We start from the raw sequence: 26,914 nt of genomic DNA on the forward strand, positions 1-26,914 counted from the left end.
AGGGCCACCCCTGCCCATTTCAAGTGCGTACCGGGAAATTCCCCGGTACCGCCTGGACTGCCACTTGGCAGTCATTGGCAGACTGGCAGTGCTCCAGCGGCCCAAGGGCGATGGCAAGTGCCTGAATCCAAAGGCTTTTGTGTCTGGCACGGTTTTTGGACAGTGGCTGGCATCGGCAGTCCTTCCCCACCCACCACCATGTCCACCACGACCGCAGCCACCGCCGCATCGACAGCCAGTCCCGAGCCGGACACCGTTGAAATCTCCCTGTACGAGTCGCGCAAGAAGATCCAGACGCGTTCGGTCAGCGGCACCTTCACCCGCCTGCGCTGGGCCGCGGTGTGGTTCACCCAGATCCTGTTCTACGCGCTGCCCTGGTTCAACTGGAACGGCCGCCAGGCGGTGCTGTTCGACCTGCTCTCGCGGCGCTTTTACCTGGGTGGCCTGGTGCTCTACCCGCAGGACTTCATCTACCTCACCGGCCTGCTGGTGATGTCGGCGCTGTCGCTGTTCCTGTTCACTGCGGTGGCCGGGCGCCTGTGGTGCGGCTACGCATGTCCGCAGACGGTCTACACCGAGATCTTCATGTGGATCGAGAAGAAGATCGAGGGCGACCGGGCGGCACGCATCCGGCTGGACGACGCGCCCCTGAGCGGCACCAAATTCGCCCGCCGCGGTGCCAAGCACCTGGCCTGGGTGCTGTTCGCGCTGTGGACCGGCTTCACTTTCGTGGGCTACTTCACGCCGATCCGTGCCCAGACCGCCGAGGTGCTGGCGGGCACCATGGGCGCCTGGCAGACCTTCTGGATCTTCTTCTACGGCTTCGCCACCTACGGCAACGCCGGTTTCATGCGCGAGCAGGTCTGCAAGTACATGTGCCCGTACGCGCGTTTCCAGAGCGCGATGTTCGACAAGGACACGCTGATCGTGACCTACGACGACGCCCGCGGTGAACCGCGCGGGTCGCGCGGCAAGAAGGTCGATCCGAAGGAAAAGGGCCTGGGCGCCTGCGTGGACTGCACCCTGTGCGTGCAGGTCTGCCCGACCGGCATCGACATCCGCAAGGGCCTGCAGTACGAGTGCATCGGCTGCGGCGCCTGTGCCGACGTGTGCGACGAGGTGATGGACAAGTTCGGCTACGCGCGTGGCCTGGTGAAGTACTCGACCCAGAACGCCATGACCGGCGGCTGGGACAAGGCGCAGATCGTCCGCCGGGCGCTGCGCCCGCGCGTGCTGGTGTATTCGGCCATCCTGGGGGCCATCGCGGTGGCGGTGGGCGTGAGCCTGTACCTGCGGGTGCCGATGAAGGTCGATGTGATCCGCGACCGCGGCGCGCTCGCCCGCATGGTGGAGCAGGGGCGGATCGAGAACGTCTACCGTCTGCAGATCATGAACGCCACCGAAGAACGGCAGCTGATCCGGTTGGCGGTGGAGGGCATGGAGGGCATCGCCCTGGCCTCGGAGCCCGTGGTGGACGTGCTGCCGACCGAGGTGCGCACGCTGGCCGTGCGGGTGCAGGTGCCCCCGGGCGCCGCGAGCGGTTCACACCCCATCGTGTTCCGCTTGCAGTCGAGCACCGATTCCGCGATCCGGCTCGACGAGAAGACCACCTTCCTCGTGCCACGCTGACGCCTTTGCGCGCGATTTGCGCGCGGGGGAAACCCGCGCGGGTATCGCGCCGTGCTTGCGGTCACAATGCCCGCCCAAGGGAGTTGACCAAGCACTGAAAGCCGTTGGCTGTGGCCCCTTCTTTTGCCCTCACTTCTTCCACCCCCTCTGTTTTTGACCGCGCGGTGTTCCAGGCGGCGGCTGCCGGCACGGCGCTGCTGCTGATCTGGACCGCCTGGCACTACCCCGGCCTCACCCTGGCCCTGGTGGGCTCGTGCGCGGTGATGTTCTGGGTCTGCGCCTGGTCGGCCACCCGGCTGCTGGGTTACCAGCGGACGCGCGCATTGATGCTGCTGGCCCTGGGCCTGGGCTGGTTCGCCGAACAGATGGGTTCCTCGCGCGGCTGGTTCTTCGGCCGCTACACCTACACCGAGGTGCTCGGCCCGCGGCTGGGGGACGTGCCGCTGGCCATTCCCCTGATGTGGTTCGCGCTCGCGCTGATCGGCTATGTGATGGCCTCGCTGATGCTCTGGCGCCGGCCGGTCCATGCCCATCCGGATTTCCGGAGCGGCCTGCTGACGGCCTGGCTGGCGGCCATGGTGATCACCGCTTTCGACCTCGGCGCCGACCCGTACTTCGTGTTCGTGCTCAAGGCCTGGATCATGCAGAAGACCGACGGCGGCTGGTTCGGCGAAACCCTGCAGGGATTCGCCGGCTGGATGGCCGTGTCGCTGGTCATCGTCGGCAGCTTCCAGGCGCTGGCCGCCCCGCGTCGCTCGCCACCGCCCGCGGATGGCCTGCCCCTGGCGGTGCTGGTGCCCATCCTCATCTACGCCTCCGGGCTGGTGTTCCAGGTGCTGCTGGGCCACCCCATCGAGGTGCGGGCCATCGCCTTCTTTGCGATGGGCCTGCCGGTGGTCGTGGCCTGGGCGGCCTGGCGCCAGTGGTCCCACCCGCACCAGCGCGCCGCCCATGCGCGGCCCCTGGCCGGGCTGGATCTGGCCGCCCAGTCGATGCAGGCCGACCCGACCGCGGACGACACCATCACCGCCCTGATCGGCCGGCGCACGGGCGACAGCGCGGTCACAGGGGAGGGGGCGACCCGCCTGGCGCAGGCCAACCAGCTGATGTCGGCCTGGACCCACAACGCGGCGCTGGCACCGGGCTGGGCGGCAGGCCGTCAGGCCGACCCCGAGGTGGCGGCCGCACTGGAGGCCTATGTGGCGAAGGCCCGTGCGCTGCCGGACTGGGCCGACCCGGGCAAGATCGCGCGGGCCGAGGCGATCTTCATGGAGCACGGTCCGCTGTCCTGCACCCTGCTGTTCTGCTCCAGCCTGCCCGAGTGCTACGTGATGCCGCAGCTGGCCGAGGTACTGCACATCGCCGGTCAGTTGGAGCAGCACACCGAACACCGCATCCGCCAGACCGCTGCCATGGTGTTCCCGGTGATGATGAAGGGCGGCCTGACCGACCCCGAGGGCTCGGGTGTGGCCCAGGTGCTCAAGGTGCGGCTGATCCACGCCACGATCCGCCACCTCATCCTGCGAGGTGATCCGCAGACCGTGCGCGGCCGCGTACTGCCGCAGGTGCTGGCGGATGCCGACCGCCGCATGCACAGCGCACTCGCCGCGCACGGCTGGGACGTCGACGCCCAGGGCCTGCCCTGCAACCAGATCGAACTGGCCTACACCCTGCTGACCTTCAGCTACTCCTTCCTCAAGGGCATGCGCACCCTCGGGCAGGGTCTGCCGCGCGAGGACGAAGAGGCCTACCTGCACGCCTGGAACGTGATGGGCCATGTGTTGGGCGTGCGCCGCGAGCTGATGGCCTGGACCATGGACGAGGCGGCGGCGCTGTTCGACCTGCTGCAGGCCCAGGCCCCGCTGCTGCCGGGCCAGGCCGACCCGCGGCCGCCGCTGGGCCGGGCGCTCGTGGCGGCCATGGCGCATTCGATCCGTGTGCCGGTGCTGCGCGGCCTGCCGGTGCCGCTGACCCGGTGGCTGATCGGGCCCGAGACGGCGGCCCGCATCGGCATCGACGAGCATGTCTCCTGGGCCACGCGGCTGGTGTTCCAGCTTGGGCGCCTGCTGGTGGGCGTGACCGACGGCGTCGTCGGCCTGGTGGTGCCCGGCTTTTCGCTGTCCCGGCTGTTCACCCGCGCCGTCGGCTATCACCTGCTCACCCGCTTCCTGATGAACCAGACCCGGCCCCTGGCGCTGCCGGACCGGGTGCTCCATCCCATGGGCGAGCTGATCGCCGGCTGGAGCGACGACCCGTTGGCACCGGACTGGGTGAACCGGCTGGAAGACCGGCTGACCACCACCGGCGACTGGCACCGGCGGCCGATCCTCGGCGTTCACGCGACAGATGGCGCCAAGGCCGGATGAATGGCGTGATCTTTGTTACATCTGCGCGGTGCAGCCGCTACGATCCGGCCATGCCGTCTCGCGCCATTGCCCACATCTGCACCCGTTTCCACGTCTGTTGGCGCATGGTGTTGCTGGGACTGCTGGCGCTGGCCGCGCTGCTGCCTCTGGCGGCTCGGGCCGATGAGGTGCCGGGCGAGGGCGACATCACCCTGTCCACGCGGTTCTGGATCGATCCCTCGGGCAGCGCCACCGTGGACCAGGTCGCCGCCGAGCCCGCGGGCACCTGGGAGGCGATGGACCACTACCGCTCGTTCGAGCTCGGGTCGTCGGCGCTGTGGGTGCGCATCGAGCCCGGTCCGCTGGACACCCAGCGGCGCTGGTTCCTGCTGCTGACGGCCTCCGCCTTCACCAACGACGCTCGCCTCTACACCCGCGCGGCGGATGGAGGATGGACCGAACAGCGCGCCGGTGACCACCTGCCGGTGGCCCAGTGGAGCCACCCCGACCAGACGCCGGTGTTTGCGGTGGCCCCCGGGCTCACCGAGCCGCTTTGGCTGCGGCTGACCAACTCGCCGACACCCACCAGTCCGCGACTGCAGCTGTTGACCGAGGAGAACCTGCAGTCCAAGCGCTACACCACCTTCCTGTTCATCGGCGGCTACCTCGGGTTCGGGCTGCTGGTGCTGTTCCTGGGCTGGGTCCACGTCCGGCTCTACGGCGACCGCGCTTTTGTCGCCTACTGTTTCTATGTGGCGTCCATGCTGGGGTTTCAGGCCTCGTTCACCGGCATCGGGGGGCTGTTTTTCTGGCCTCACTGGGCCACCTGGAACGACGTGGCGCCGTCGTTCTTCATGCTCTGGCTCACCGGCTCGGGCATCTGGTTTGTGCGCGAGGCCTGCGCGGTGCCGCGCCATTCCCAGAGGGTCGACCGCTTCGTGGTGGCCTGGGCGCTGTTCGGCATGGTCTATTCCCTGGTCTACGCGGCCCTGCTGTCACCGCTGGCCTTCAAGCTGCTCAATCTCTACGGCCTGCTGTCGGTCCTGCTGAGCATCGCGCTGTGCCTCTGGACCTGGCGCCGGGGCGAGACCTACGCGGGCTGGCTCTTCCTGGGCTTTCTGCCGGTTCACTTGGGTTATCCGTTTCCGGCGCTGCGCAGCGCCGGCGTGCTGCCCGACAGCCTGGCGACGCAGTACGGTGTGCTGATCGGCTCGGCGATCGAGATCCCGCTGCTGCTGTACATCCTGCACCGCCGGGCCAAGGACTTCAGCGAGAACCGGGCGCGACTGCGCGCGATGGAAAGCACCGACCCGCTGACGGGGCTGACGATCGCGCCGGTGCTGCGCCTGCGCCTGCGCGATGCGCTCAAGCGGGCGCGCCGCTCGGGGCATCGCTGCGGGGTGATGCTGGTGGAGCTGTCCAACCACGCGGACATCGTGGCGCGCGAAGGGCGCGAGGCCGGAGACCGGGCGCTGGTGGTGGCGGCGTCCCGCCTGAGCGGCGTGGTGCGCGACGTGGACACGGTGTGCCGCATCTCGGACACCCGCTTCGCCATGCTGATCGAAGGTCCGCAGAAGCCCGAGCTGCTCAAGCTGCTGGGCCAGCACGTGGTGGCCAAGGGACTGGAGAAGGTGCCCAACCTGCCAGTCGACCTGCCGCTGCGCTTCCGCCTGGTCTCCAGCACCCCGCCAGACGACAAGGACTCGCTGGAAGACGCGGTCAGCGATGAGCGCCTGCTGGAGCGCCTGAACCGGGCGCTGGATCGCCTTTCCGACGATCCGCGCAAGGTGGTGCTGCACCTCTCGCAGCCGCCGCTGCAGGTCTGAGCCCGGCGGTGGGCCGGGTGCTCAGACCGTCAGGTCGGCCATCGAGGACTTCGGAAAGTCCATCTCGGGTTCGGGCCCATCGAACGGCAGCGTGAAGTAGAAGGTGCAGCCCTCGCCGGGCGCGCTCTCGGCCCAGATGCGACCGCCGTGGCGCTCGATGATGCGCTGCGACAGCGCCAGGCCGGTGCCCGTGCCCTCGAAGTCCATCGAGTGGTGCTGGCGCTGGAACATCACGAACAGGTTGTGTGCCTTTTCCAGGTCGAAGCCCACACCGTTGTCGTGCACGTAGAAGGTACGGCCACCCACGGGGTTGATCTTCCAGCCGACCTCGATGTGGGCCTTCTCGCGCGGCCGCGTGTACTTGACCGAGTTGTTCAGCAGATTGCCGAAGGCCTGGGCCAGCAGCATCGCGTCACCGCGCACCACCGGCAGGTCGTCTTCGACCACCCATTCGATGTTGCGGCCCTGGCTCTCCTGTTTCAGGTGCGCGATCAGCCCCTCCAGCAGCGGTGCCATCGGCACCGGCTGGGCTTCGATGGCCACACGGCCGAGGCGGGCGTATTCCAGCAGGCCTTCGATCATGTGGCTCATGCGTTTGCTGGCCTTGTTGATCGAGTTCAGGTACTGCTGCGCGATCGGGTCCTTGACCTCGCCCAGCTGCTCCTGCAGCAGGGTGACGAAGCTGCTGATGTGGCGCAGCGGCGCACGCAGGTCGTGCGAGACCATGTGCGAGAACACGTCCAGGTCCTTGTTGGCCGCCACCAGCTGCTGGGTGCGCTCGGCCACCCGCTTTTCAAGTTCCTTGTTGAGGTCGTTCATCACGTCCTCCAGGCTCTTGGCGGCGGTCATGTCGCGCGTGATACAGGACAGGCCCTGCAGTTCGCCAGCCTCGTTGCGCAGCGCCGTCAGCACCGTGTGCGCCCAGAAGCGCGAGCCATCGTCGCGCAGGCGCCAGCCGCGGGTCTCCCACTGGCCGTGGGCCGTGGCCAGGCGCAGCACCTGCGCCGGGTCGACCTCGTCCTCACCGGCGTTGTCCACCGCCAGCAGCCGCAGGTAGGGCTTGCCGATCATCTGGGTGCGGGTGAAGCCGTGCAGGCGCTGGGCGCTTTCGGTCCATTCGGTGACGGCGCCCGACTCGTCGACGAAGTAGATGCAGTGGTCCTGGATCGCGTCGACCATCAGGCGGTAGCGCTGCTCGCTCTGGAACAGCTCGGCGGTGCGTTCGCGCACACGCTCTTCGAGATCGCGGTTGGCCTCCAGCACGAACTCCTCGGTGCGGCGGCGCTCGGTGATGTCGTGCAGCTCGATGAAGATGCCTTCGACGGTGCTCAGCTGGAAGTCGGGAATGTAGTGAATCTCGTAGAAACTGCGCGAGCCGTCGGCCTCAAGGCGCTCTGCCTCGAAGGTCTGCTTCTGGCCGTTGAGGGCGTCGGCCACGTGCGGCAGGATGTCCGGCAACTGCTCGGGGTCCACCAGCTGGCTGAGGTGGGCCCCCACCATCTCGCTCACCAGTCGGCCGCTGCGCGCCGCATGGGCGGTGTTGGCAAACCGGCAGATCAGGTCCTTGTCGTAGTACGCCAGGTGCGTCGGTATGCGGTCGGTGATGCTGCGCAGGAAGGCGTCGTGTGCGGCCAGCCGCTGCTCGGCCGCCTTGCGCTCGCTGATGTCGGTGACCGTGGTGTTGCTGTAGAGGAAGCGGCCCTGCGCATCGACCACCGAGGTCGAGGAGCACAGGGCGTGGAAGCGGGAGCCGTCCTTGCAGCGAACCTCCAGCTCCAGCGGATCGGTGCGGCCCGTGTCGATCAGGTTCTGCATGCGCACGCGCATGAGCGCCGCCCACTCCGGCTCCAGCAGCGATGCCAGGTCGCGATGCTGGTCGATCAGTTCCTCGCGCTCGTAGCCAAGCCAGTCCAGCAGGGTACGGTTGAGGTTGACGAATCGCAGGTCGGCGTCCAGCGACAGGTACCCGCAGGGGGCCTGGTCATACAGCGACTGTGCACGCTCCAGGGCGATCTTGAGCTCCTGCGTGCGCAAAGCCACCAGGCGTTCAAGTTCGGGACTGGCGGTGTCGGTCCGATCCGGGCAGACAGGGGTTTCCATGGTTCCAGGCTCCAGGTCGTGGCGTTGCAAAAGGCATGAGTTGCCGTTCCATCCGTATCGGCGACCGGACGGAAAACTTCAGGCATTGTGGACCTGTGACCCGCCACTTGGAACCATAAAAAAGCCCCGCGATGCGGGGCTTTTGTCCAGAGGAAGGCAAAGGACTTACAGTCCTGCGGCGGCGCGCAGCGCCTCCACCTTGTCGGTGCGCTCCCAGCTGAACTCCGGCTCCTCGCGGCCGAAGTGACCGTAGGCGGCGGTCTTCTCGTAGATCGGACGCAGCAGATCCAGCATCTGGATGATGCCCTTCGGCCGCAGGTCGAACACCTCGGCGACGATGGCCGAGAGCTTCTCGTCGCTGATCTTGCCGGTGCCTTCGGTGTAGACCGTGATGTTCATGGGCTTGGCCACGCCGATGGCGTAGGCCACCTGGACCTGGCACTGGCGCGCCAGGCCCGCCGCCACCACGTTCTTGGCCACATAGCGGGCGGCGTAGGCGGCCGAACGGTCGACCTTGGACGGGTCCTTGCCCGAGAACGCGCCACCGCCATGCGGGCAGGCACCGCCGTAGGTGTCGACGATGATCTTGCGGCCCGTCAGGCCGCAGTCGCCCTGCGGGCCGCCGACCACGAAGCGGCCGGTCGGGTTGATCAGGTAGCGGGTGTTCTGCAGCCACTCCTTGGGCAGCACCGGCTTGATGATCTCTTCGATGATGGCCTCGTTGAACTCGGGCTTCATCTTGTCGCCAAGGCTCCACTCGGGCGCGTGCTGGCTGGACAGCACCACGGTGTCGATGCTGTGCGGCTTGCCGTCCACGTAGCGCATCGTCACCTGGCTCTTGGCGTCCGGGCGCAGGAAAGGCAGGCGGCCGTCCTTGCGCAGCTGGGCCTGGCGCTCGACCAGGCGGTGCGCGTAGTAGATGGGCGCGGGCATCAGCTCGGGCGTCTCGTCACAGGCGTAGCCGAACATCAGGCCCTGGTCGCCGGCACCGGTGTTGAGGTGGTCGTCGGAGGCGTGATCCACGCCCTGGGCGATGTCGTTGGACTGCTTGTCGTAGCAGACCATGACTGCGCAGCCCTTGTAGTCGATGCCGTACTCGGTGTTGTCGTAGCCGATGCGCTTGATGGTGTCACGCGCCACCTGGATGTAGTCGACGTGGGCGTTGGTGGTGATCTCACCGGCCAGCACCACGAGGCCCGTGTTGCACAGCGTCTCGGCGGCCACGCGCGAGCGCGGGTCCTGCTTGAAGATCGCGTCGAGGATGGCATCCGAGATCTGGTCGGCGACCTTGTCGGGGTGGCCTTCGGAGACGGATTCGGACGTGAAGAGGAAGTCGTTCGCCATATAAACTCCAGAGTGTTTGAACCGGCGTTGCCGGTTTTTCTGGGTTCGGCGAACGCTTTAGCGGCATTTGTGAATCGCCCCGCAATTAGTTCAATAACTCGGCGATGGGCGGATTTTACGCCCATCCGCATGGCGGCAGCGTGTTGACCGAGCCTGGAGATGCGCTCAAAAGCGGTGGCGTGACCCGCCTTCTTGTTGGTTTGACGGCTTTGTATCCACTCCTGTTCCGGTTTCTGTCGCGCCTGCCCCTGCCACTGCTGCATGGCCTTGGCTGGCTGTTGGGCTGGCTGAGTTTTGCCCTGTCCGGTCGCTACCGGCGCACGCTGTTCAATCACGCGGCACAAGCCGGGTTTCCCCGTTCGGTGGCACTCGCTTCGGTGGCGGAGGCGGGCAAGATGGTCACCGAGCTGCCGCGCCTCTGGCTGGGGGCTCCCGTGCACCTGGAGTGGGAAGGCCGAGAGCTCATCGAGCAGGCCATCGCCGAGGGCAATGGTGTTCTCTTCCTGACCCCACACCTCGGGTGTTTCGAGGTCACGGCACAGCTGTTTGCCCAGCATTTCGGGGACCGCATGCCGGTGACGGTGCTATACCGTCCGGCGCGCCAGCCCTGGCTGCGCGAGATCATGGAGCAGGCCCGCAGTCGGCCTGGGTTGCTCACCGCACCGACCACGCTCGCCGGGGTCAAACAGCTGATCAAGGCCCTCAAGCAGCGCCAGGGGGTGGGACTGTTGCCTGACCAGGTGCCGCCCGAGGGGCAGGGGGTCTGGGCACCTTTCTTCGGCCGTGACGCCTACACGATGACGCTGTCGGCCCGGCTGGCGCTGACAGCAGGGGCTCGCGTGTTGCTCATTTGGGGCAAACGCCTATCCTGGGGGCGAGGCTATCGGGTGTGTCTGCGACCCTTCCGCCCGGAGGCGGGCGGGCAGCTGTCGTCCGATCCGCAGGAGGCGGCGCACCAGATCAACCTCGCCATGGAGTCCCTGGTGCGGGAGTGTCCTGCCCAGTACCTGTGGTCCTACGACCGCTACAAGTCGCCGTCCGGGATCAGCCATGCGGCACGGCTGGAGGCCGAGCGCTCCTCATGACCGCTTCTTCAACTTCGCGCGGCCCGATCCTGAAGACCATGCTGAGCCTGGCGGTGCTGGGCATGTTGCGCGTTACGCGCCACCTGCCGCTGTCCTGGCTGCGTGCGCTGGGTGCGGTGCTGGGCTGGCTGTTGTACGCCCTGGTGGGCCGCCGCCGCCGCATCGCCGAGATCAACCTCGGGCTCTGTTTTCCCCAGCAGGGCGCGGCGCAGCGCCGGCGCATGGTGCGTCGGCATTTTGTGCTGTTTGCCCAGGCCTGGCTCGACCGAGGATGGCTTTGGCAGGGGCACCCGGAGCAGGTTCGCAGCCGCCTGCGCCTGCGCGGCGCGGTGCACGAGCTGCAGAGCACCGCCCCGACGCTGCTGTTCGCACCCCATTTCGTTGGCATGGATGCGGGCTGGATCGGGCTGACGGCCCATGTGGAGCGCCGTTTCTGTGGTCTGTACGCCCGCCAGCGCAACCCGGTGATGGACCAGTGGATGGCCGAAGGCCGGCGCCGCTTTGGCGAGCCGCACATCGTGGCCAAGAGCGCCGGGCTCAAGGCACTGGTCAGCGCGTTGCGGGCCGGGGAGCCGCTGTACTTGCTGCCCGACATGGACTATGGGCCCCGCGACTCGGTGTTCGTGCCGTTCTATGGGGTGACGGCGGCGACGATTCCCTCACTCTCCCGATTTGCGCGCATGGGAGGCGCGCGGGTGCTGCCCATCCTGAGTAGGCTGACGCCGGAGGGCTACGACATCACGGTGTTGCCTCCCTGGCAAGACTTTCCGACCGAGGACGTGGTGGCCGACACCGCGCGCATGAACCGGCTGCTGCAGGAGTGGATCGACGAAACACCCGAGCAGTACTACTGGGTGCACAAGCGTTTCAAGACCCGGCCAGCGGGTGAAGCCTCGTTCTATCGCTGAGTGTCAACGTCGCCGACATCGTCCGCAGGCGGCGGGGTGGTCGGGGCTTCATGGGCCCAGTCCCACAGCAGCAGCGCCACCTCGTCCAGGCCATGCTTCTTGAGCGCGGAAAACAGGCGGACCTCACCACCGCCGGCCTGCAGCTTCGCGATCGACAGCGCTTTGTTGGCCTCTGCGCGGTTGAGCTTGTCTGCCTTGGTCAACAGCACCAGAAACTTCAGACCGTCCTCGACGCGAGGGCGGATGATTTCCAGCAGGGCCTCATCCAGCTCGGTCAGCCCCAGGCGCGGGTCGCACAGCAGCACCACAGCACGCAGGTTTTCCCGCGTGACCAGGTAGTTGGCCATCACGCGCTGCCAGCGCAGCTTGGCCTCCTTCGGCACCGCGGCGTAGCCATAGCCCGGAAGATCGGCCAGCACCGCATCGGTGGTTCCCTGCTTGCCCAGTGCAAACAGGTTGATGCTTTGCGTGCGACCCGGCGTCTTGGAGGCGAAGGCCAAGCGCTTTTGCTGGGTCAGGGTGTTGATCGAGGTCGACTTGCCAGCGTTGGAGCGCCCGACGAAGGCGATTTCCGGCAGATCCAGGGCCGGCAGGTGCTCGAGCTGTGGCGCGGTGGTCAGGAATCGCGCCGTGTGTAGCCAGCCATGGGCGATCTTGGGGTCCGGGCGCGTGGGGCGCGGGGCGACGGAGGAGGTGGTGGGGGCGTGGGTCATCAGGGGTATTACCAATGGGCCATTGTAAAATCCTCCGGTTGCCTTCCGTTTCCCTGCGAATTCCAATCAACCCGACGCCGTCCCTGTGACGACAGCCCCAGACATGAAATTGCCTGCATCACTTCTTTGCGCCGCCGCAGCGGCCGTTCTGTCGTTCAGCGCTCATGCTCAGACCGCCAAGCCCGACCTTGCCAAGGGTGCTGCCCTGTATGGCCAGGTGTGCGTGGCCTGTCACGCGGCCGATGGCAACTCGACCACGCCCGCCAACCCCAAGCTCGCGCGTCAGCATCCCGAGTATCTGGTCAAGCAGCTGCAGGAGTTCAAGTCGGGCAAGCGCGACAACGCGGTGATGAAGGGGTTTGCTTCCGCCCTGTCCGACGAAGACATGCGCAATATCGCCTACTGGCTGGCCGACCAGAAGGCCACCACCGGTTTCGCTACCGAAAAGGACCTGGTCCGTGTCGGTGAGCGCATCTACCGGGGTGGTATCCAGGATCGCCAGATCGCCGCCTGCGCCGGCTGCCACGGTCCCACCGGTTCGGGCATTCCGGCACAGTACCCGCGTCTGTCGGGCCAGCACGCGGAATACACCCGCACCCAGCTCAATGCCTTCCGCGCCGGCACACGCAACAACAACGCCCAGATGACCGGCGTGGCCGCCAAGATGAACGACATGGAGATCAAGGCCGTGTCGGACTACATCGCCGGCCTGCGCTGACCGGATCACCCCCGCGATGTCCGGGGATATAAGCGACCAATAATATTTGGCGGGAAAATGCGGGTGCGATTGCATGCCGGTTGAACCGCCAGCCCACTGACGACTCACAACAGGGTGTGTTCTGGCTGTCCCGGAACCGCCCTGTTTCTGTTTTCAACGCCTTCATGACCGCTTCCACCCAAGGTTTCCAGCTCCGATCCGGTTCCCGTGTGCTCGGCAACATGGTGGAGCTGCTGTCGTCGATGCGGTTCGCGATCTCGCTGCTGACGGTCATCTGCATCGCTTCGGTGATCGGCACCGTGGTCAAGCAGCACGAACCGCTGAACAACTATGTCAACCAGTTCGGGCCATTCTGGGCCGAGGTATTTGGCAAGGCCGGCCTGTTCACGGTCTACAGCGTCTGGTGGTTCCTGCTGATCCTGGCGTTTCTGGTGATCAGCACTTCCCTGTGCATCGTCCGCAACACCCCCAAGATCTTTGCCGACTTCAAGGCCTTCAAGGAGAACATCCGCGAGCAGAGCCTGAAGTCCTTCCCGCACCGGGCGGAGAGCACGCTGGCCGAACCCCCGGAAGCGGCGGCGCACCGGGTGGGTCAGACCTTGCTGGCTTCCGGGTGGCGGGTGAAGTTGCAGTCGCGTGCGCTCTCTGACGGGCAAGGCTGGATGGTCGCGGCCAAGAAGGGTACGGCCAACAAGATCGGCTATCTGGCGGCGCACAGCGCCATCGTTCTGGTGTGCATCGGTGGTCTGCTGGATGGCGACCTGATCGTGCGGGCCCAGATGTGGTTCAACGGCAAGAGCTCGTTCAGCGGCGGCGGCATGATCGCCGATGTGCCGGCACAGCACCGCCTCTCGCCATCCAACCCGACCTTTCGCGGCAACCTGCTGGTGACCGAAGGCACCAGTTCGTCCACCGCCATCCTCAGCCAGTCCGACGGTGTGCTGCTGCAGGAGCTCCCTTTCTCTGTTGAGCTCAAGAAGTTCATCGTCGAGTACTACGACACCGGCATGCCCAAGCTGTTTGCCAGCGATATCGTGATCCACGACCACGAGACGGGTGAAAAGAAGCCCGCGCGTGTCGAGGTCAACCACCCGGCCAACCACCGTGGCATCAACATCTACCAGAGCAGCTTTGACGACGGTGGTTCGAAGGTGAGCCTGCAGGCCTACCCGATGGGCGCCGTGGTCGCTCCATTCGAGATTTCGGGGGTGATCGGTGGGTCGTCTTCGCTCACCAATGGCGACAGCAAGCTGACCCTGGAATACACCGGGCTTCGGGTCATCAACGTCGAGAATTTCAGCCAGGACGACAGCGCTGCCACCGATGTGCGCAAGGTCGACCTGCGCGAGTCGATCGAGAGCCGGCTGGGTTCGGGCCACAAGACGGTCACTGAAAAGAAGCTGCGCAATGTCGGCCCCAGCATCACCTACAAGCTGCGCGACGCGGCGGGGCAGGCGGTCGAGTTCCACAACTACATGCTGCCGATGGAGCTCGACGGCGCCCGGGTCTATCTGATGGGTGCCCGCGAAACTCCGTCTGAACCGATGCGCTATTTGCGCGTGCCGGTGGATGACAAGGACGGCATCGAAGGCTTCGTGCGTCTGCGCTCGGCACTGGCCGATCCGGCGATGCGGGCCCAGGCCGTCAAGCGCTACGCCGCGCTGGCCGTGGAGCCGGACAAGCCAGAGCTCGGCCAGGCGCTGGAGGCTTCGGCGCAACGGGCCATCAGCTTGTTTGCCGGTGCCGAGAAACTGCCACCCGCCAAGGACGCGCCCCCCGGGGCGGACGCCGAGATCCGTGGCGGCCTTCCGGCGGTGTCTGCATTCCTTGAATCCAACGTGCCCGAGGCCGAGCGTGAGCGCGCCAGCGAGGTATTGGTGCGTATCCTCAACGGCACTTTGTTTGAACTGGCTCAGCTGGGCCGGGAGAAGGCGGGTCTGGCGCCGCTGCCGCGGGACGACGCGACCCAGCAGTTCATGTCGCGCGCGGTGCTGAGTCTGAGCGACAGCTTCTACTACCCGGCGCCGATGACCTTCCAGCTCAAGGATTTCCAGCATGTGCAGGCCAGCGTATTCCAGGTGGCGCGCGCCCCTGGGCAGACCATCGTCTACCTGGGCTGCGTGTTGCTGATCCTTGGCGTGTTTGCGATGCTGTATGTGCGCGAACGCCGCGTCTGGATCTGGCTGGCGCCCGGTGCAGACGGCCACAGCCAGGCCTCCATGGCCCTTTCGTCCAACCGCAAGACGATGGAGTCGGACCAGGAGTTCGAACAGTTGAAGACCCAATTGCTGAAGGTGAATGCATGAACACTGCAACCCAGACCTTTGAACTGAAGAACAACCGGCAGGGCGCGGGCCTGGGCCCGGGTTTCCTCGCGAGCCGCACGGTGTGGGACTGGCTGTTCGCTGCCCTGGTGATCGGAGGGGCCGCTTGGGCGTTTGTGCGCTACGACGCCGCGATGGACATCTACGAAAAGTGGATCCTGGTGGGCACCGCTCCGGTGCTGATCTGGCTGGGCTGGTTCTGGCGCCCGATGAGCCGGCTGATGGCAGTGGTGGCAGTCCTGTCCTTGTTGGCGATCTGGCTTTATCTGCCACCGGACGGCGGGGCTGCTGTGCTGGCGCGAGCCGACACCGTGTTTTTGCTGAAGTACTTCATCTCCAGCCAGTCGGCCATTCTCTGGATGAGCATGCTGTTCTTCATGAGCACAGCGTTCTACTGGTTCGGCATGTTCTCGCGCGACGGCAACACCTTCGAGACGCTGGGGTCGCGCCTGGCCTGGGTGGCGGTGACGCTGGCCCTGGTCGGCACCATGGTGCGCTGGTTCGAGAGCCACCAGATCGGCCCCGACATCGGCCACATCCCGGTCAGCAACCTCTATGAAGTGTTCGTGCTGTTCTGCTGGATGACAGCGGCCTTTTATCTGTACTACGAGGACCAGTACAAGACGCGCTCCATGGGGGCTTTCGTGATGCTGGTGGTCAGCGCGGCGGTCGGTTTCCTGCTCTGGTACACGGTGGTGCGCGAAGCGCACCAGATCCAGCCGCTCGTGCCGGCGCTCAAGAGCTGGTGGATGAAGCTGCATGTGCCGGCCAACTTCATCGGCTACGGCACCTTCGCGATTTCGGCCATGCTGGCCTTTGCCTACCTGATCAAGCAAAGTGCCGCCGAGACCCGCTGGTACAAGCTGGCGCCGCTGTTCGTTCTGGGGGTGGTGCTGTGCTTTGAACCCATCGTGTTCCGCCAGGGCGCGGCCGAGAAGGGCGGCAGCTATTGGTTCATTTATTTCGGCATTTCGGCCCTGATCGTCGGTGGCATCCTGGCGGCGCGCGGTCGCATTGCGGCGCGCCTGCCCAGCTTCGAGGTGCTGGACGACGTGATGTACAAAGCCATCGCGGTCGGCTTCGCCTTTTTCACCATCGCCACCGTGCTCGGTGCCTTCTGGGCCGCCGAGGCTTGGGGGGGCTACTGGAGCTGGGACCCCAAGGAAACCTGGGCCCTGATCGTCTGGCTGAACTACGCCGCTTGGCTGCACATGCGCCTGATGAAGGGGCTGCGCGGCACGGTCGCGGCCTGGTGGGCGCTGGTCGGCCTGGCGGTGACCACGTTTGCGTTCCTGGGCGTGAACATGTTCCTGTCGGGGCTTCACAGCTACGGCGAGCTCTGATCGCCGAACTTGTAAGAAACTGGCGGCTCCCACGACGGATGTCCATCCTCAGGAGCACGCCATGATCGTCCGGCCCACCGACAACGGTTTCCAACACCTCGTTCCCAGCGAAATCACCTCACGCAGCGCCTACCTCGGTCGACGGGAGTGGATGCAGCGCATGGCGCTGGGGGCGGGCGGTGCGGTGCTCGCTGCTTGGGCCTCGCGCGATGCGCTGGCTCAGACCGCAGTCGGTCGGCCTGGCAAGCTGTTGCCTCTTCCGTCCGTGCGGTCTTCGGTCGCGGGTGCCATGGCCACCGACAAGGTCACCGCCTACGAACACGCCAGCACCTACAACAACTTTTACGAGTTCGGCACAGACAAATCCGACCCGGCGGCGTATGCGAAGACCCTGAAACCGCGCCCCTGGACCGTGTCGGTCGAGGGACTGGTCAACAAGCCGCGGACCTTCGGTATTGACGACCTGATGAAGCTGGCACCGATGGAAGAGCGCATCTACCGCCTGCGCTGCGTCGAAGGCTGGTCGATGGTGATCCCCTGGGTGGGCTTTTCGCTGGCTGAGTTGATCCGCCAGGTGGAGCCCCAGGGCAGTGCCAAGTACGTCGAGTTCGTGACCTTGGCCGATCGCAATACGATGCCCGGTGTCACCTCGAATGTGCTGCTCTGGCCGTATGTGGAGGGTCTGCGCATGGACGAGGCTCGCCACCCGCTGACCCTCCTGGCTTTTGGCATGTATGGCGAGGTGCTGCCGAACCAGAACGGAGCGCCGGTGCGGCTGGTCGTGCCGTGGAAATACGGTTTCAAGAGCGGCAAGTCGCTGGTGAAGATCCGGTTCGTGGAGAAAGAGCCGAAGACCGCGTGGAACATCGCAGCGCCACAGGAGTACGGCTTCTATTCCAACGTGAACCCGGATGTGCCGCACCCGCGCTGGAGCCAGGCGACCGAGCGCCGAATCGGCGACGAGGGCGGTCTCCTCGCCAAGCGGCGCAAGACCGAGCGCTTCAATGGCTATGAGGCGCAGGTCGGGTCTCTCTACGCCGGCATGGACCTCAAGAAGTTCTACTGATGCGCTGGCTGGGCCACCCGGCGGTCAAGCCGGTGGTGTTTGTGTTGTGGCTGCTGCCTGCGGCGTGGCTGGTATGGGCGGCGTTCAATGACCAGCTCGGCGCCAACCCGGCCGAGGCGTTGATCCGTTCGCTGGGCGACTGGAGTCTGCGCGCGCTGGTGCTGGTGTTGATCGTCACGCCGCTGCGCGTGTGGCTGGGCTGGCCGCAGCTGGCGCGGTTGCGCCGCATGCTGGGGTTGTTTGTGTTCTTTTATGCCAGCCTGCACTGGCTGGCCTACGCCTGGTTCGACATGGGTTTCGTGTGGCGGGACATCGTGGCCGACGTGCCCAAGCGGCCGTTCATCCTGGTCGGGACACTCGGCTGGCTGCTGTTGCTGGTGCTGGCGGCCACGTCGTTCAACCGGGCGATTCGCTGGCTTGGGGCTGCCCGATGGCAGGCCTTGCACCGCTCCGTCTATGCCGTCGCCGCGCTGGCGGTGCTGCACTTCTTCTGGATGCGGGCGGGCAAGCAGGACTTTGCGGAAGTCGCTGTGTATGCCGCGATTTTCGGCGGTCTGCTGGGATGGCGGCTGCGGCGCTGGCTCAGGCGCCCCCTGCAGGGCTCGCAAGCGAGTGGGCAAGTCAGCGTGCGGGAGCGGTAGTGTTCTCGACAGGTTCGGGTGTTGCCGGGTTGTTCGCCGCAGCAGGCGTGGCGGGCTTCGCTCCGGCGGGAGCCGCAGCCTTGGGGGCCGGCATGTAGAGAGGGCCCTTCTGGCCACAACCCGCGATCACCGTCGAAGCGACCAGCAAGGCCACGGTCGACCATGCTCTGCAACGGGAGATACGGCCACCTACAATGGTTTCGTTCGACATAGTGGTGGCATTGTAATGACCGATTCCGAATACATGAACCTGGCCGAAGCGCTCCTCAAGGCCGTGGAGCGCAGCTGCGACCGCATCAACGATGAGAGCGATGCCGACCTGGACAATCAGCGGGTGGGAGGGATGATTACGCTGACGTTTTCCAACCGCAGCCAGATCATCATCAATCTGCAGAAACCGCTGCATGAGGTCTGGATGGCTGCGCGCGCGGGAGGGTTCCACTACCGGTGGGATGGCGCCCAATGGATCGATACCAAAGGGCATGGTGAGTTTTTCGACCATTTGTCGCGCTGCGCCAGCGAACAGGCGGCGGAGCCGCTGCGCTTCAGTTCCTGAACAGATCCAAGATGCTGCGCCGGTCCTCGCCCTCGGCAGGCGGCTTGCCTGTGTCGCCCGCGTCCTGATCGCCCGAGCCGGGGTCTCCGGTCGATGTGGAACCTGGCCAGGGGTCGTTCAGCCCCAGTCCGCGCACGCCACGGCCCGGACCGTATTCCTCGTAGTACCACTCGTTGCCGACGTGGATCACCCCGGCCGGGGCCTCGATCTCAGCTACCGGCACACCCTTGAGTGCCTCTGACATATAGGAAATCCAGATCGGCAGGCTGAGGCCACCACCGGTTTCGCGGCTGCCCAGGTTGCGTGGCGTGTCGTAGCCGACCCAGGCGGCCGCCACCACGGTGGGCTGGTAGCCGACAAACCAGGCATCCATCGAATCGTTGGTGGTGCCGGTCTTGCCATACAGGTCGGGGCGCTTGAGAACGGCCTGGGCACGCGCCGCCGTGCCCGAGCGCGTGATCTCCTGCAACAGATTGCTCATGACAAATGCGTTGCGTGGTTCGATGGCTCGCTGCGATTCGGCGGGAGCCTCGGGCTGGCTTTCGTACAGCACCCGCCCCTTGTGCTCGACCACCTTGGTGATCAGCGAGGGTGTCACCCGATAGCCGCCATTGGCGAACACGGCGTATCCGGCCGCCATCTGCATGGGGGTGACGGCGCCGGCGCCCAGGGCCATGGTGAGATACGGCGGGTGCTTGTCGGCCTCGAAGCCAAAACGGGTTACCCATTCCTGGGCGCTTTGTGTGCCTACGAGCTGCAGCACACGGATGGAGACCATGTTCTTGGAGCGCGCCAATGCGCGCCGGACCGACATCGGCCCTTCAAACTGACCATCGTAGTTCTTGGGTTCCCAGGGCTTGCCGCCGGTTTCCGCGGCGGAATAGAACAGTGGTGCGTCGTTCACCACCGTCGTCGGTGTCACTCCCTTTTCCAGCGCTGCCGAGTACACGAATGGTTTGAAGCTGGAGCCGGGTTGGCGCCAGGCCTGCGTCACGTGGTTGAACTTGTTTTTCTGAAAATCGAAACCACCCACCAGGGCACGAATCGCACCGTTGCGAGGGTCCAGCGCCACAAACGCAGACTCCACCTCCGGCAACTGTGAAATCCGCCAAGCGTTGTTCGGCCCTTTGACCACCCGAATGACCGCACCAGGCCGGATGCGGACATTCGGCGCTGCGCGCTCGCTCAAGCCCGACGCTGCAGGGCGCAAACCTTCTCCCGTGATCTCAAAGGGGTCGCCGTCCTGCCGGATGGCCACCACCTTGCGCGGGCTGACGGACAGCACCACGGCCGACAGCAGATCATCGTTGTCGGGACGCTCGTTGAGGGCATCATCGATGGCATCCGCCTGTGCGGTTTTGTCTTCGGGCAGGGTGACGAACTGTTCGGGGCCGCGGTATGCCTGACGGCGCTCGTAGTCCAAGATGCCCTGGCGCAATGCACGATAGGCCGCTTCCTGTTCGTTGGCCTTCAGGCTGGTGGTGACCACCAGGCCGCGGGTGTAGGCCTCTTCGCCGTATTGCTGGACCATGGCCTGGCGGACCATCTCGGCCACGTATTCGGCATGCACCTTGAGCTGGACATGCATGGGTCGAAGCTTGAGTTGCTCGGCCTTGGCTTGCTGCGCCTCGTCGGCGGTGATGAAGCCGTTTTCCAGCATCCGGTCAATGATGTAGAGCTGCCGGGTGCGGGCCCGCTTCGGATTGCTGATCGGGTTGTAGGCCGATGGGGCCTTGGGCAGGCCAGCCAGCATAGCTGCCTCGGCGATGGTGACATCCTTGAGCTGCTTGCCGAAATAGGTCTGAGCTGCGGTGGAGAACCCGTACGCGCGCTGACCCAGGAAGATCTGGTTCATATAAATCTCAAGGATTTGCTCCTTGGTCAGCAGATGCTCCAGCTTGAATGTCAGCAGCACCTCGTAGATCTTGCGGGTATAGCTCTTTTCTGCGGAGAGATAGACGTTCCGCGCCACCTGCATCGTGATGGTGGAGGCGCCCTGACTTTTGGCCTGTCCCAGATTGGCGAGCGCCGCTCTTAGCATGCCCCGATAGTCAACCCCGCTGTGCTCGAAGAATCGGGAGTCTTCGATGGCCAGCACCGCATTCTTCATGACGTCCGGAATGTCCTTGATGGACAGCAGATTTCGTCGCTCCTCTCCGAACTCCCCGATCAGTTGGCCATCAGCGGTGAGCACGCGCAGCGGCAACTTCGGCCGGTAGTCGGCCAGGTCTGCTACGTCAGGGAGATTGGGGTAGGCCACCGCCAGCGCCAACCCCACGCCCATCAGCACCGCCAACGTTGACGCGACCGCAAGCCCGGCGAGGGTGGCCAACCCCTTGCCAATCCATCGAAGCACGAGGGGCGCACCGGTCGGGTTGTCGGGTCGTGATGCGTCGGTTTCTTGGGCCATGCGTTGGTTGGAAAGCTGGGTTGGAACATCGAAACTCAGGCCCCTGAGTGACGACCCGGAACACTGGCTCCATATTGTCGGCGGTCAGGGCTTGCCGCGGTCTTGGGGGTGGTGTTCCCCGGTCTGCCCCCGACTTTTTGCGTATGCTTTTGACAACGTTTCTGTTTGTGCCAAACATGTAAATTCTTTGCTGCACAAGGGGCTTGCTGCTAGCATTGAAGTGATTTCTTAAGTCCGGCGCCCTCTGGCGCCACCATTTCTGGGGGCCACCTTGATCTCATTGGGGTCGTTTTTCAGCCGGGATCCGGCGCCGCTGCTGGGCATCGATGTGAGCTCGTCGAGTGTCAAGCTGGTTGAACTGGGCCGCAACCGATCTGGAGATCTGGTTCTTGAGCGATGCGCCATTGAGCCACTGGAGCGGGGCTGGATCACCGATGGCAACATCGAAAAGTTCGACGAGGTGGCGGAGGCGGTTCGCCGGGTGGTGCGCAAGAGCGGCAGCAAGACAAAAAACGTCGCTATGGCTCTGCCGGCATCGGCTGTGATCACCAAAAAAATTGTGCTGCCCGGCGGCCTGTCGGATAAGGAGCTGGAGGCTCAGGTTGAGTCCGAGGCCAATCAGTACATCCCGTTCTCACTTGACGAAGTGAGCTTGGACTTCTGTGTGATTGGTCCGAGTGCCAATTCCGTCGGGGATGCCGAGGTGTTGATTGCAGCATCTCGCAAGGAAAAGGTGTCTGATCGCCAAGGCCTCGCTGAAGCAGCTGGGCTGAAGCCGGTGATCATGGATGTGGAGCCCTTTGCCTCCCGGATGGCTGCGGGCCGTGTGATCGAGACGCTGCCCAACCAGGGTGTCGACTCACTGGTTGCACTGTTTGAAGTGGGTGCGATGACCACGAGCATGCAGGTGATGCGCAACGACGATGTGTTGTATGAGCGTGACCAGGCGTTTGGCGGTGCGCAGCTGACGCAACTGATTGTTCGACAGTACGGGTTTTCTGCCGATGAGGCGGAAGCGAAAAAACGTTCGGGTGATCTGCCGGACGACTATCGATCTGCTGTTTTGGAGCCGTTCATCGAGAGCATGGCTCAAGAGGTTGGCAGGGCGCTCCAGTTCTTCTTTACCAGCACTCCACACAACAAAGTGGATCACATCTTGCTGGCTGGTGGAAGTGCCGCACTGCCCGGATTGACTGAAGCTGTGACCCATCAAACCTCCTTTGCGTGCATGGTGATCAACCCGTTTGACGGCATGGAAATGGCGTCCTCGGTTCAAGCAAGAAAGATCGCCAGGGAGGCCCCCTCCTATCTCACCTCCACCGGTCTGGCCTTGCGGAGGTTTCACCAATGATTCTCATCAACCTGCTGCCGCACCGAGAAGCAACTCGAAAGCGGCGGAAAGAGCAGTTCTTCACCCAGTTGGGTTTGTCTGCTTTGCTCGGCGGCATCATTTGTGGAGCGGTGTACACGTGGTACCAGGGTCGAATCGCCGACCAGCAGGCACGCAACGCATTCTTGAAGCAGGAATCCGCGCGCTTGGACGCTGAGATCAAGGACATTGCGACTTTGCAGGCACAGATTGCCTCGCTTCGCGCTCGTCAAACAGCGGTTGAAGATCTGCAAGCGGACCGCAACATGCCGGTCCACTTGTTGGAGGAGTTGGTGAGCGAGCTGCCCGACGGTATCTATTTGCGAAGCATGAAGCAGGAAAACCAAAGCGTGCTGTTGATGGGGACGGCTCAATCGCAGGAGCGGGTATCCGATTTTCTGCGCAGTCTTTCGACGAAGACCAAGTGGCTGGTCAAGCCGGAACTTGTTGAAATCGTTGCTTCTAGGGCTTCGGCATCTGACAAAGAACAGCGTCGGGTGTCCAACTTCACGATCCGTGCCATGCTGAATCGTCCTTCTAGTGCCTCCAAGGCAACTGAATCGACTGAGGCCAAACCGCCCAAGCCGGCAGCGCGAGCTGCCGCTGCGAGCAAAGTCTGAGGGTTCTCCAAAATGGCCAAACCCTCCAAGGTCTCGGTTGACCTCAAATCAGTCCAAGAAAAGCTGCGTGTCCAGTTCTCTGGACTGGACCCTAACGATCCGTCCCAATGGCCAGCACTGCCGAGGAACCTGCTCTTCATCGTGGTTTGTGTTGCTGTTATTGCCGCGCTCTGGTTCACATGGCTCAAATCTGTTGATGAGGAGCTTTTGACCGAACAGTCTCGCGAGCAGACGCTTCGTGACGAGTATCGAAAGAAGCTGGTGCAGGCGGTTAATCTGGATGCATTGAAAAAGCAGTTGGAACAGGTGCAGCAATACGTTGCACAGTTGGAGAAGCAGCTTCCGAGCAAGGCTGAAATGGATGCGCTTCTGTCTGACATCAACCAGGCGGGATTGGGTAGAAGTTTGCAGTTTGAGCTGTTCCGTCCTGGTCAAGTTTCTGTCAAGGAATACTATGCAGAGCTGCCTATCACTGTCAGAGTCACCGGTGGCTACCATGACATCGGACTTTTCGCTGCGGATATTGCCAATTTGTCCCGCATCGTGACATTGAACAACTTGGCGATCGTTCCTGTGAAAGACAGAGATGGCTTTTTAACTCTTGACTGCGTGGCCAAGACTTTCAGGTACCTTGATCCGGAGGAGGTTGCTATGCAGCAAAAAGCGACCCCAGGGAAGAAGCCTGCAGGCAAAAAGACGACCGAGGCAGCCAAATGAGTACCAGATATTTTGTCGGAGGGGGTTTGATATTGGCATTGACTTTGGGAGTTGCGGGCTGTGCGGACTCTGACCAGGAGGAACTCAGTGCATGGATGCAGCGAGAGCGAAACTCCATAAAGCCGGATGTCAAGCCAATTCCTGAGCCTACCAAATTTGAGCCATATGCTTATGGTGGGGAGCGTTTTGTTGAGCCATTCAGCAGTGAAAAGCTTGCCAGTATTCTGAAAAGCGGGCAGGCATTGCCGTCTGGCCAGTCTGCACTGATTGAGCCCGAGCTCAATCGGAGGAAACAACCTCTTGAGGCATTTCCTCTTGATACCATGAAGATGGTGGGCAGTCTGAATCGAAGTGGTCAACTTGTCGGACTTTTGAAGGTCGGTGCTCTGCTGTATCAGGTAACTCCAGGAAGCTATCTGGGTCAGAACTACGGGCGCATCTTGAAAATTGAAGAAAACCAGATTGTTCTGCGTGAAATCGTGCAGGACGCGGCTGGTGAGTGGATTGAGCGACCTGCGGCACTGCAGTTACAAGAGGAATCGACCAAATGAAAAAAATGCATCAGGTGGCGTTACTTGGCGGGCGCCAGAACGTTCTGCGTGGTTTGTCACTGTTTGCAGGCTTCTTGCTGGCCTGCACCATTGCTTATGCGCAAAATTCCATCCAGTCACTGACGGGCAGCGTTCAGTCGGGGGCTGAGGTGATTCGTATTGAAACCGCTGAGCCGCTGAGTGCAGTTCCTTCTGGGTTCACGATTCAGTCCCCTGCACGCATTGCCTTGGACTTCCCGGGTGTAGTCAATGGGATCGGGCGCAGTGCACTGGATATCGGTCAAGGCAATATCCGCTCTGCCAATGTTGTACAAGCGGTAGATCGGACCAGGGTGGTCATCAATCTCAAGCAACCGTCGACATACCAAGCCAAGCTGGATGGCAAGACATTGCTGCTGGTTCTGGATGGATCATCTTCTGCTTCGTCGGCACCTGTTGCACAGAGTGCACCTGCGGCATTTGCACCATCAGGAAACGCAGATCCCGCAGCGCTCAAGGACATCGACTTTCGTCGTGGGGTTGGCAATTCCGGACGGGTTGTGGTCGAGCTCGCAAACAGTCAGACAGGCGTAGATATCCGACAACAGGGCAAAGATCTGGTGGTCGACTTCCTCAAGACCACACTTCCGGAAGGATTGCGGAGAAAACTGGATGTGACCGATTTCGGTACTCCGGTTCAGTCGGTTGTGACGAGCCAGGTGGGTGATAGGGTGCGCATGCTGGTGACCCCGACGGGTCTGTGGGAGCATTCCGCGTACCAGAGTGACAACCAGTTTGTGCTGGAAATTCGGGAGCAGAAGCTGGATCCTTCCAAGCTGACTCAGGGGCCGGGTTACAACGGGGAAAAGTTGTCGCTCAACTTTCAAAACATCGAGGTTCGCTCCCTGTTGCAGGTGATCGCCGATTTCACCAACTTCAACGTGGTGACTTCCGATTCCGTTTCTGGTGCTGTGACCTTGCGTCTCAAAGATGTCCCTTGGGATCAGGCTTTGGACATCATCCTGCAGGCCAAAGGTCTGGGAATGCGTAAGAGCGGCAACGTGCTCTGGATTGCTCCGAAGGATGAAATCGCAGCGCGAGAGAAGCAGGAGCTTGAGTCCAAGGCATCTGTCGAGAGTTTGGAAACTCTGCGCACGCAGGGCTTCCAGATGAATTACGCCAAAGCCAGTGACATTGCTGGGCAAATCACCGGTGCTGGTGCCGCTGGTGGCGGCGCCAGTGCCCGCATCCTTTCCCCGCGAGGAAGTGTCATCGCTGAGCCTCGAACGAACCAGCTATTCGTGACAGATATTCCTTCCAAACTTGAGCAGGTTCAGCAACTGATCGCCAAACTGGATATCCCTGTTCGTCAAGTGTTGATCGAGGCGCGCATTGTGGAAGCCGACGACCGCTTCGGCCGGTCGCTGGGCGTGCGCCTGGGGGGCAGTGACTTGCGTGGTGTCCGCGGAGGTGAAGCGGGATACCCGGTGAGTGGCCCCAACCGGGTGGCCATTGGTGGCAGCTACAACGCTGTGTCCAGCACCACGGTCGAATCAGAAAACACACTGGATACCGTCAACACGAGCTTTGTCAACCTGCCTTCGACGGGCGCTGGCGGCTTCCTGCCTGCTGCGTTTGCTGTGTCACTGTTCAGTTCCGCCGCCAACCGTTTCCTGAATCTTGAGATCTCGGCACTGGAGGCGGATGGTCGGGGCAAAATTGTTTCTAGCCCGCGTGTCGTGACAGCCGATCAGGTCAAAGCGCTGATCGAGCAGGGCACGGAGTTCCCCTACCAAACGGCCACATCCAGTGGTGCTACAGCGGTAGCTTTCCGCAAGGCCAACCTCAAACTGGAAGTGACTCCCCAGATCACGCCGGAAGGCAACATCATTCTGGACGTCGATATCAACAAGGACAGCCGTGGCGAAACGACGGCGGCCGGCATCGCCATCAACACCAAGCATGTGCAGACACAGGTGCTGGTGGAGAACGGTGGAACGGTGGTGATCGGTGGCATCTTCACTGAAGAGGAGACCGAGGACGTGGCCAAGGTGCCTCTTTTCGGAGATCTGCCGATTGTCGGAAATCTGTTCAAGAACAAGAACAAGTCGTCGCGTAAGCAGGAGTTGCTGATCTTCATTACGCCGCGTTCCATCACCGAAGGCGCCATGGCGCGACGCTGAACTGACTGAATTTAGGAGTTACGCATGCTGAAAAAAACGGTGCAGGTTGCAGGAAGTCTTGTTGTAGTGATCGGTCTGGTGTCTTGTGGAGGGGGTGGAGACATTGCGGGAGACTCGACGGACTTCTCTGTTAGTCCTGATGAAGCCAAGTTGACAGTGATTTCTGCAACCGGTAGTTGTGCCAGTGCGGCAAATGAAGATCCCGTTGTTTTCACGATCATTGGTGGACAGGCGCCTTTTCGCATTGTCAATGCGAATCCCAGTGGGTTGATTGTTGACAAGACGGAGGCGACCGGGAAAGATCCAAAGTTTACGGTTCGGCCGACCGGGCAATGTGGTGACCCGTTTGTGATTACCGTTTTGGATTACCACTCCAGAACAGCTACTGTCGAATACACGGTGGAAGCCGAGAAGCCCGACGAGGAAACCACACCTACAGAGTGACAGTAGGTCCTGGCAGATTTCAGGATATTGAGAGGCGCTTGCT

Annotated in this window: 22 protein-coding genes; 17 read left to right on the forward strand and 5 right to left on the reverse strand. The window is 63.4% G+C overall.

Going from position 1 to position 26,914, the window contains the following annotated elements; all coding sequences use genetic code 11:
- Nucleotides 1–198 precede the first annotated feature (198 nt).
- The 3 genes from ccoG to ACFOPI_RS23350 all read left to right on the forward strand — a co-directional run bounded on the left by ccoG (nucleotide 199) and on the right by ACFOPI_RS23350 (nucleotide 5,800).
- Nucleotides 199–1,629, forward strand: a complete 1,431-nt coding sequence (gene ccoG, locus ACFOPI_RS23340; protein ID WP_382179545.1) for a cytochrome c oxidase accessory protein CcoG — start codon at nucleotides 199–201, stop codon at nucleotides 1,627–1,629.
- Nucleotides 1,630–1,739: 110 nt separating this feature from the next.
- The gene (locus ACFOPI_RS23345; protein WP_382179548.1) at nucleotides 1,740–3,995 is read left to right on the forward strand and encodes a carotenoid biosynthesis protein; all 2,256 of its coding nucleotides are present in this window, start codon (nucleotides 1,740–1,742) and stop codon (nucleotides 3,993–3,995) included.
- Between the two features lie 50 nt (nucleotides 3,996–4,045).
- Entirely contained in the window at nucleotides 4,046–5,800 is a 1,755-nt protein-coding gene (locus ACFOPI_RS23350) for a sensor domain-containing diguanylate cyclase (protein WP_382179551.1), read from the forward strand.
- Nucleotides 5,801–5,821: 21 nt separating this feature from the next.
- Here ACFOPI_RS23350 and ACFOPI_RS23355 read toward each other — a convergent pair whose 3' ends face one another.
- Nucleotides 5,822–7,900, reverse strand: a complete 2,079-nt coding sequence (locus ACFOPI_RS23355) for a PAS domain-containing sensor histidine kinase (protein ID WP_382179553.1) — start codon at nucleotides 7,898–7,900, stop codon at nucleotides 5,822–5,824.
- 165 nt (nucleotides 7,901–8,065) lie between these two features.
- The gene (metK, locus tag ACFOPI_RS23360) at nucleotides 8,066–9,244 is read right to left on the reverse strand and encodes a methionine adenosyltransferase (protein WP_066257905.1); all 1,179 of its coding nucleotides are present in this window, start codon (nucleotides 9,242–9,244) and stop codon (nucleotides 8,066–8,068) included.
- A 209-nt stretch (nucleotides 9,245–9,453) separates the two neighbouring features.
- Here metK and ACFOPI_RS23365 point away from each other — a divergent pair, with 209 nt between their 5' ends.
- Both ACFOPI_RS23365 and ACFOPI_RS23370 read left to right on the forward strand, forming a co-directional pair.
- On the forward strand, nucleotides 9,454–10,329 hold the full coding sequence (locus ACFOPI_RS23365) for a lysophospholipid acyltransferase family protein (RefSeq protein ID WP_382179556.1): 876 nt from the start codon (nucleotides 9,454–9,456) through the stop codon (nucleotides 10,327–10,329).
- A gap of 38 nt (nucleotides 10,330–10,367) precedes the next feature.
- Nucleotides 10,368–11,237: a lysophospholipid acyltransferase family protein gene (locus tag ACFOPI_RS23370; protein ID WP_382179824.1), complete on the forward strand. Its 870-nt coding sequence runs from the start codon at nucleotides 10,368–10,370 to the stop codon at nucleotides 11,235–11,237.
- Here ACFOPI_RS23370 and yihA read toward each other — a convergent pair.
- The gene (gene yihA / locus ACFOPI_RS23375; protein WP_382179559.1) at nucleotides 11,228–11,950 is read right to left on the reverse strand and encodes a ribosome biogenesis GTP-binding protein YihA/YsxC; all 723 of its coding nucleotides are present in this window, start codon (nucleotides 11,948–11,950) and stop codon (nucleotides 11,228–11,230) included. The two genes, ACFOPI_RS23370 and yihA, sit on opposite strands and share 10 nt — an antisense overlap.
- Before the next feature lie 103 nt (nucleotides 11,951–12,053).
- Between yihA and ACFOPI_RS23380 the strand changes: the two genes are divergently transcribed.
- The 5 genes from ACFOPI_RS23380 to ACFOPI_RS23400 all read left to right on the forward strand — a co-directional run bounded on the left by ACFOPI_RS23380 (nucleotide 12,054) and on the right by ACFOPI_RS23400 (nucleotide 18,042).
- Complete coding sequence (locus ACFOPI_RS23380; RefSeq protein WP_382179561.1) at nucleotides 12,054–12,668, forward strand: c-type cytochrome; 615 nt, start codon at nucleotides 12,054–12,056, stop codon at nucleotides 12,666–12,668.
- 164 nt (nucleotides 12,669–12,832) lie between these two features.
- A complete protein-coding gene (locus ACFOPI_RS23385; protein ID WP_382179564.1) occupies nucleotides 12,833–14,974 on the forward strand; it encodes a cytochrome c biogenesis protein ResB in 2,142 nt (713 codons plus the stop codon).
- Nucleotides 14,971–16,335 (forward strand): c-type cytochrome biogenesis protein CcsB, encoded by a 1,365-nt coding sequence (gene ccsB / locus ACFOPI_RS23390; protein WP_382179567.1) that lies wholly within the window; start codon nucleotides 14,971–14,973, stop codon nucleotides 16,333–16,335. Before ACFOPI_RS23385 ends, ccsB begins: the two co-directional genes overlap by 4 nt.
- A gap of 61 nt (nucleotides 16,336–16,396) precedes the next feature.
- A complete protein-coding gene (gene msrP, locus ACFOPI_RS23395; RefSeq protein ID WP_382179570.1) occupies nucleotides 16,397–17,401 on the forward strand; it encodes a protein-methionine-sulfoxide reductase catalytic subunit MsrP in 1,005 nt (334 codons plus the stop codon).
- Entirely contained in the window at nucleotides 17,401–18,042 is a 642-nt protein-coding gene (locus tag ACFOPI_RS23400; protein WP_382179572.1) for a protein-methionine-sulfoxide reductase heme-binding subunit MsrQ, read from the forward strand. Before msrP ends, ACFOPI_RS23400 begins: the two co-directional genes overlap by 1 nt.
- On the opposite strand, the gene lptM is transcribed toward ACFOPI_RS23400, so the two are convergent.
- Entirely contained in the window at nucleotides 18,023–18,253 is a 231-nt protein-coding gene (gene lptM / locus ACFOPI_RS23405; protein ID WP_382179573.1) for an LPS translocon maturation chaperone LptM, read from the reverse strand. The genes ACFOPI_RS23400 and lptM overlap by 20 nt on opposite strands.
- Nucleotides 18,254–18,268: 15 nt before the next feature.
- Between lptM and cyaY the strand changes: the two genes are divergently transcribed.
- Nucleotides 18,269–18,598 carry an iron donor protein CyaY gene (cyaY, locus tag ACFOPI_RS23410; protein WP_382179576.1) on the forward strand — a complete coding sequence of 110 codons (330 nt, stop codon included), beginning with the start codon at nucleotides 18,269–18,271 and terminating at the stop codon, nucleotides 18,596–18,598.
- Here cyaY and ACFOPI_RS23415 read toward each other — a convergent pair.
- Complete coding sequence (locus tag ACFOPI_RS23415) at nucleotides 18,588–21,008, reverse strand: penicillin-binding protein 1A (RefSeq protein WP_382179579.1); 2,421 nt, start codon at nucleotides 21,006–21,008, stop codon at nucleotides 18,588–18,590. The two genes, cyaY and ACFOPI_RS23415, sit on opposite strands and share 11 nt — an antisense overlap.
- 271 nt (nucleotides 21,009–21,279) lie before the next feature.
- Between ACFOPI_RS23415 and ACFOPI_RS23420 the strand changes: the two genes are divergently transcribed.
- Genes ACFOPI_RS23420 through ACFOPI_RS23445 form a run of 6 tightly spaced genes read left to right on the forward strand, consistent with a single transcriptional unit; the run spans nucleotide 21,280 to nucleotide 26,871 of the window.
- Nucleotides 21,280–22,359 carry a pilus assembly protein PilM gene (locus ACFOPI_RS23420; protein ID WP_066152775.1) on the forward strand — a complete coding sequence of 360 codons (1,080 nt, stop codon included), beginning with the start codon at nucleotides 21,280–21,282 and terminating at the stop codon, nucleotides 22,357–22,359.
- A complete protein-coding gene (locus ACFOPI_RS23425; protein ID WP_382179582.1) occupies nucleotides 22,356–22,997 on the forward strand; it encodes a PilN domain-containing protein in 642 nt (213 codons plus the stop codon). The genes ACFOPI_RS23420 and ACFOPI_RS23425 overlap by 4 nt, the downstream gene beginning before the upstream one ends.
- Before the next feature lie 12 nt (nucleotides 22,998–23,009).
- Nucleotides 23,010–23,714 carry a type IV pilus inner membrane component PilO gene (gene pilO, locus ACFOPI_RS23430; protein WP_382179585.1) on the forward strand — a complete coding sequence of 235 codons (705 nt, stop codon included), beginning with the start codon at nucleotides 23,010–23,012 and terminating at the stop codon, nucleotides 23,712–23,714.
- Entirely contained in the window at nucleotides 23,711–24,265 is a 555-nt protein-coding gene (locus ACFOPI_RS23435; RefSeq protein WP_382179588.1) for a pilus assembly protein PilP, read from the forward strand. The genes pilO and ACFOPI_RS23435 overlap by 4 nt, the downstream gene beginning before the upstream one ends.
- A 5-nt stretch (nucleotides 24,266–24,270) precedes the next feature.
- Nucleotides 24,271–26,427, forward strand: coding sequence for a type IV pilus secretin PilQ (pilQ, locus tag ACFOPI_RS23440; protein WP_382179826.1), 2,157 nt, complete (start codon nucleotides 24,271–24,273; stop codon nucleotides 26,425–26,427).
- 24 nt (nucleotides 26,428–26,451) lie between these two features.
- Nucleotides 26,452–26,871 (forward strand): hypothetical protein, encoded by a 420-nt coding sequence (locus ACFOPI_RS23445; RefSeq protein ID WP_382179591.1) that lies wholly within the window; start codon nucleotides 26,452–26,454, stop codon nucleotides 26,869–26,871.
- The last annotated feature ends 43 nt before the right edge of the window (nucleotides 26,872–26,914 follow it).

Origin of the sequence: Hydrogenophaga luteola (genome assembly GCF_042648585.1) — a bacterium.
Lineage (GTDB): Bacteria > Pseudomonadota > Gammaproteobacteria > Burkholderiales > Burkholderiaceae_C > Hydrogenophaga > Hydrogenophaga luteola.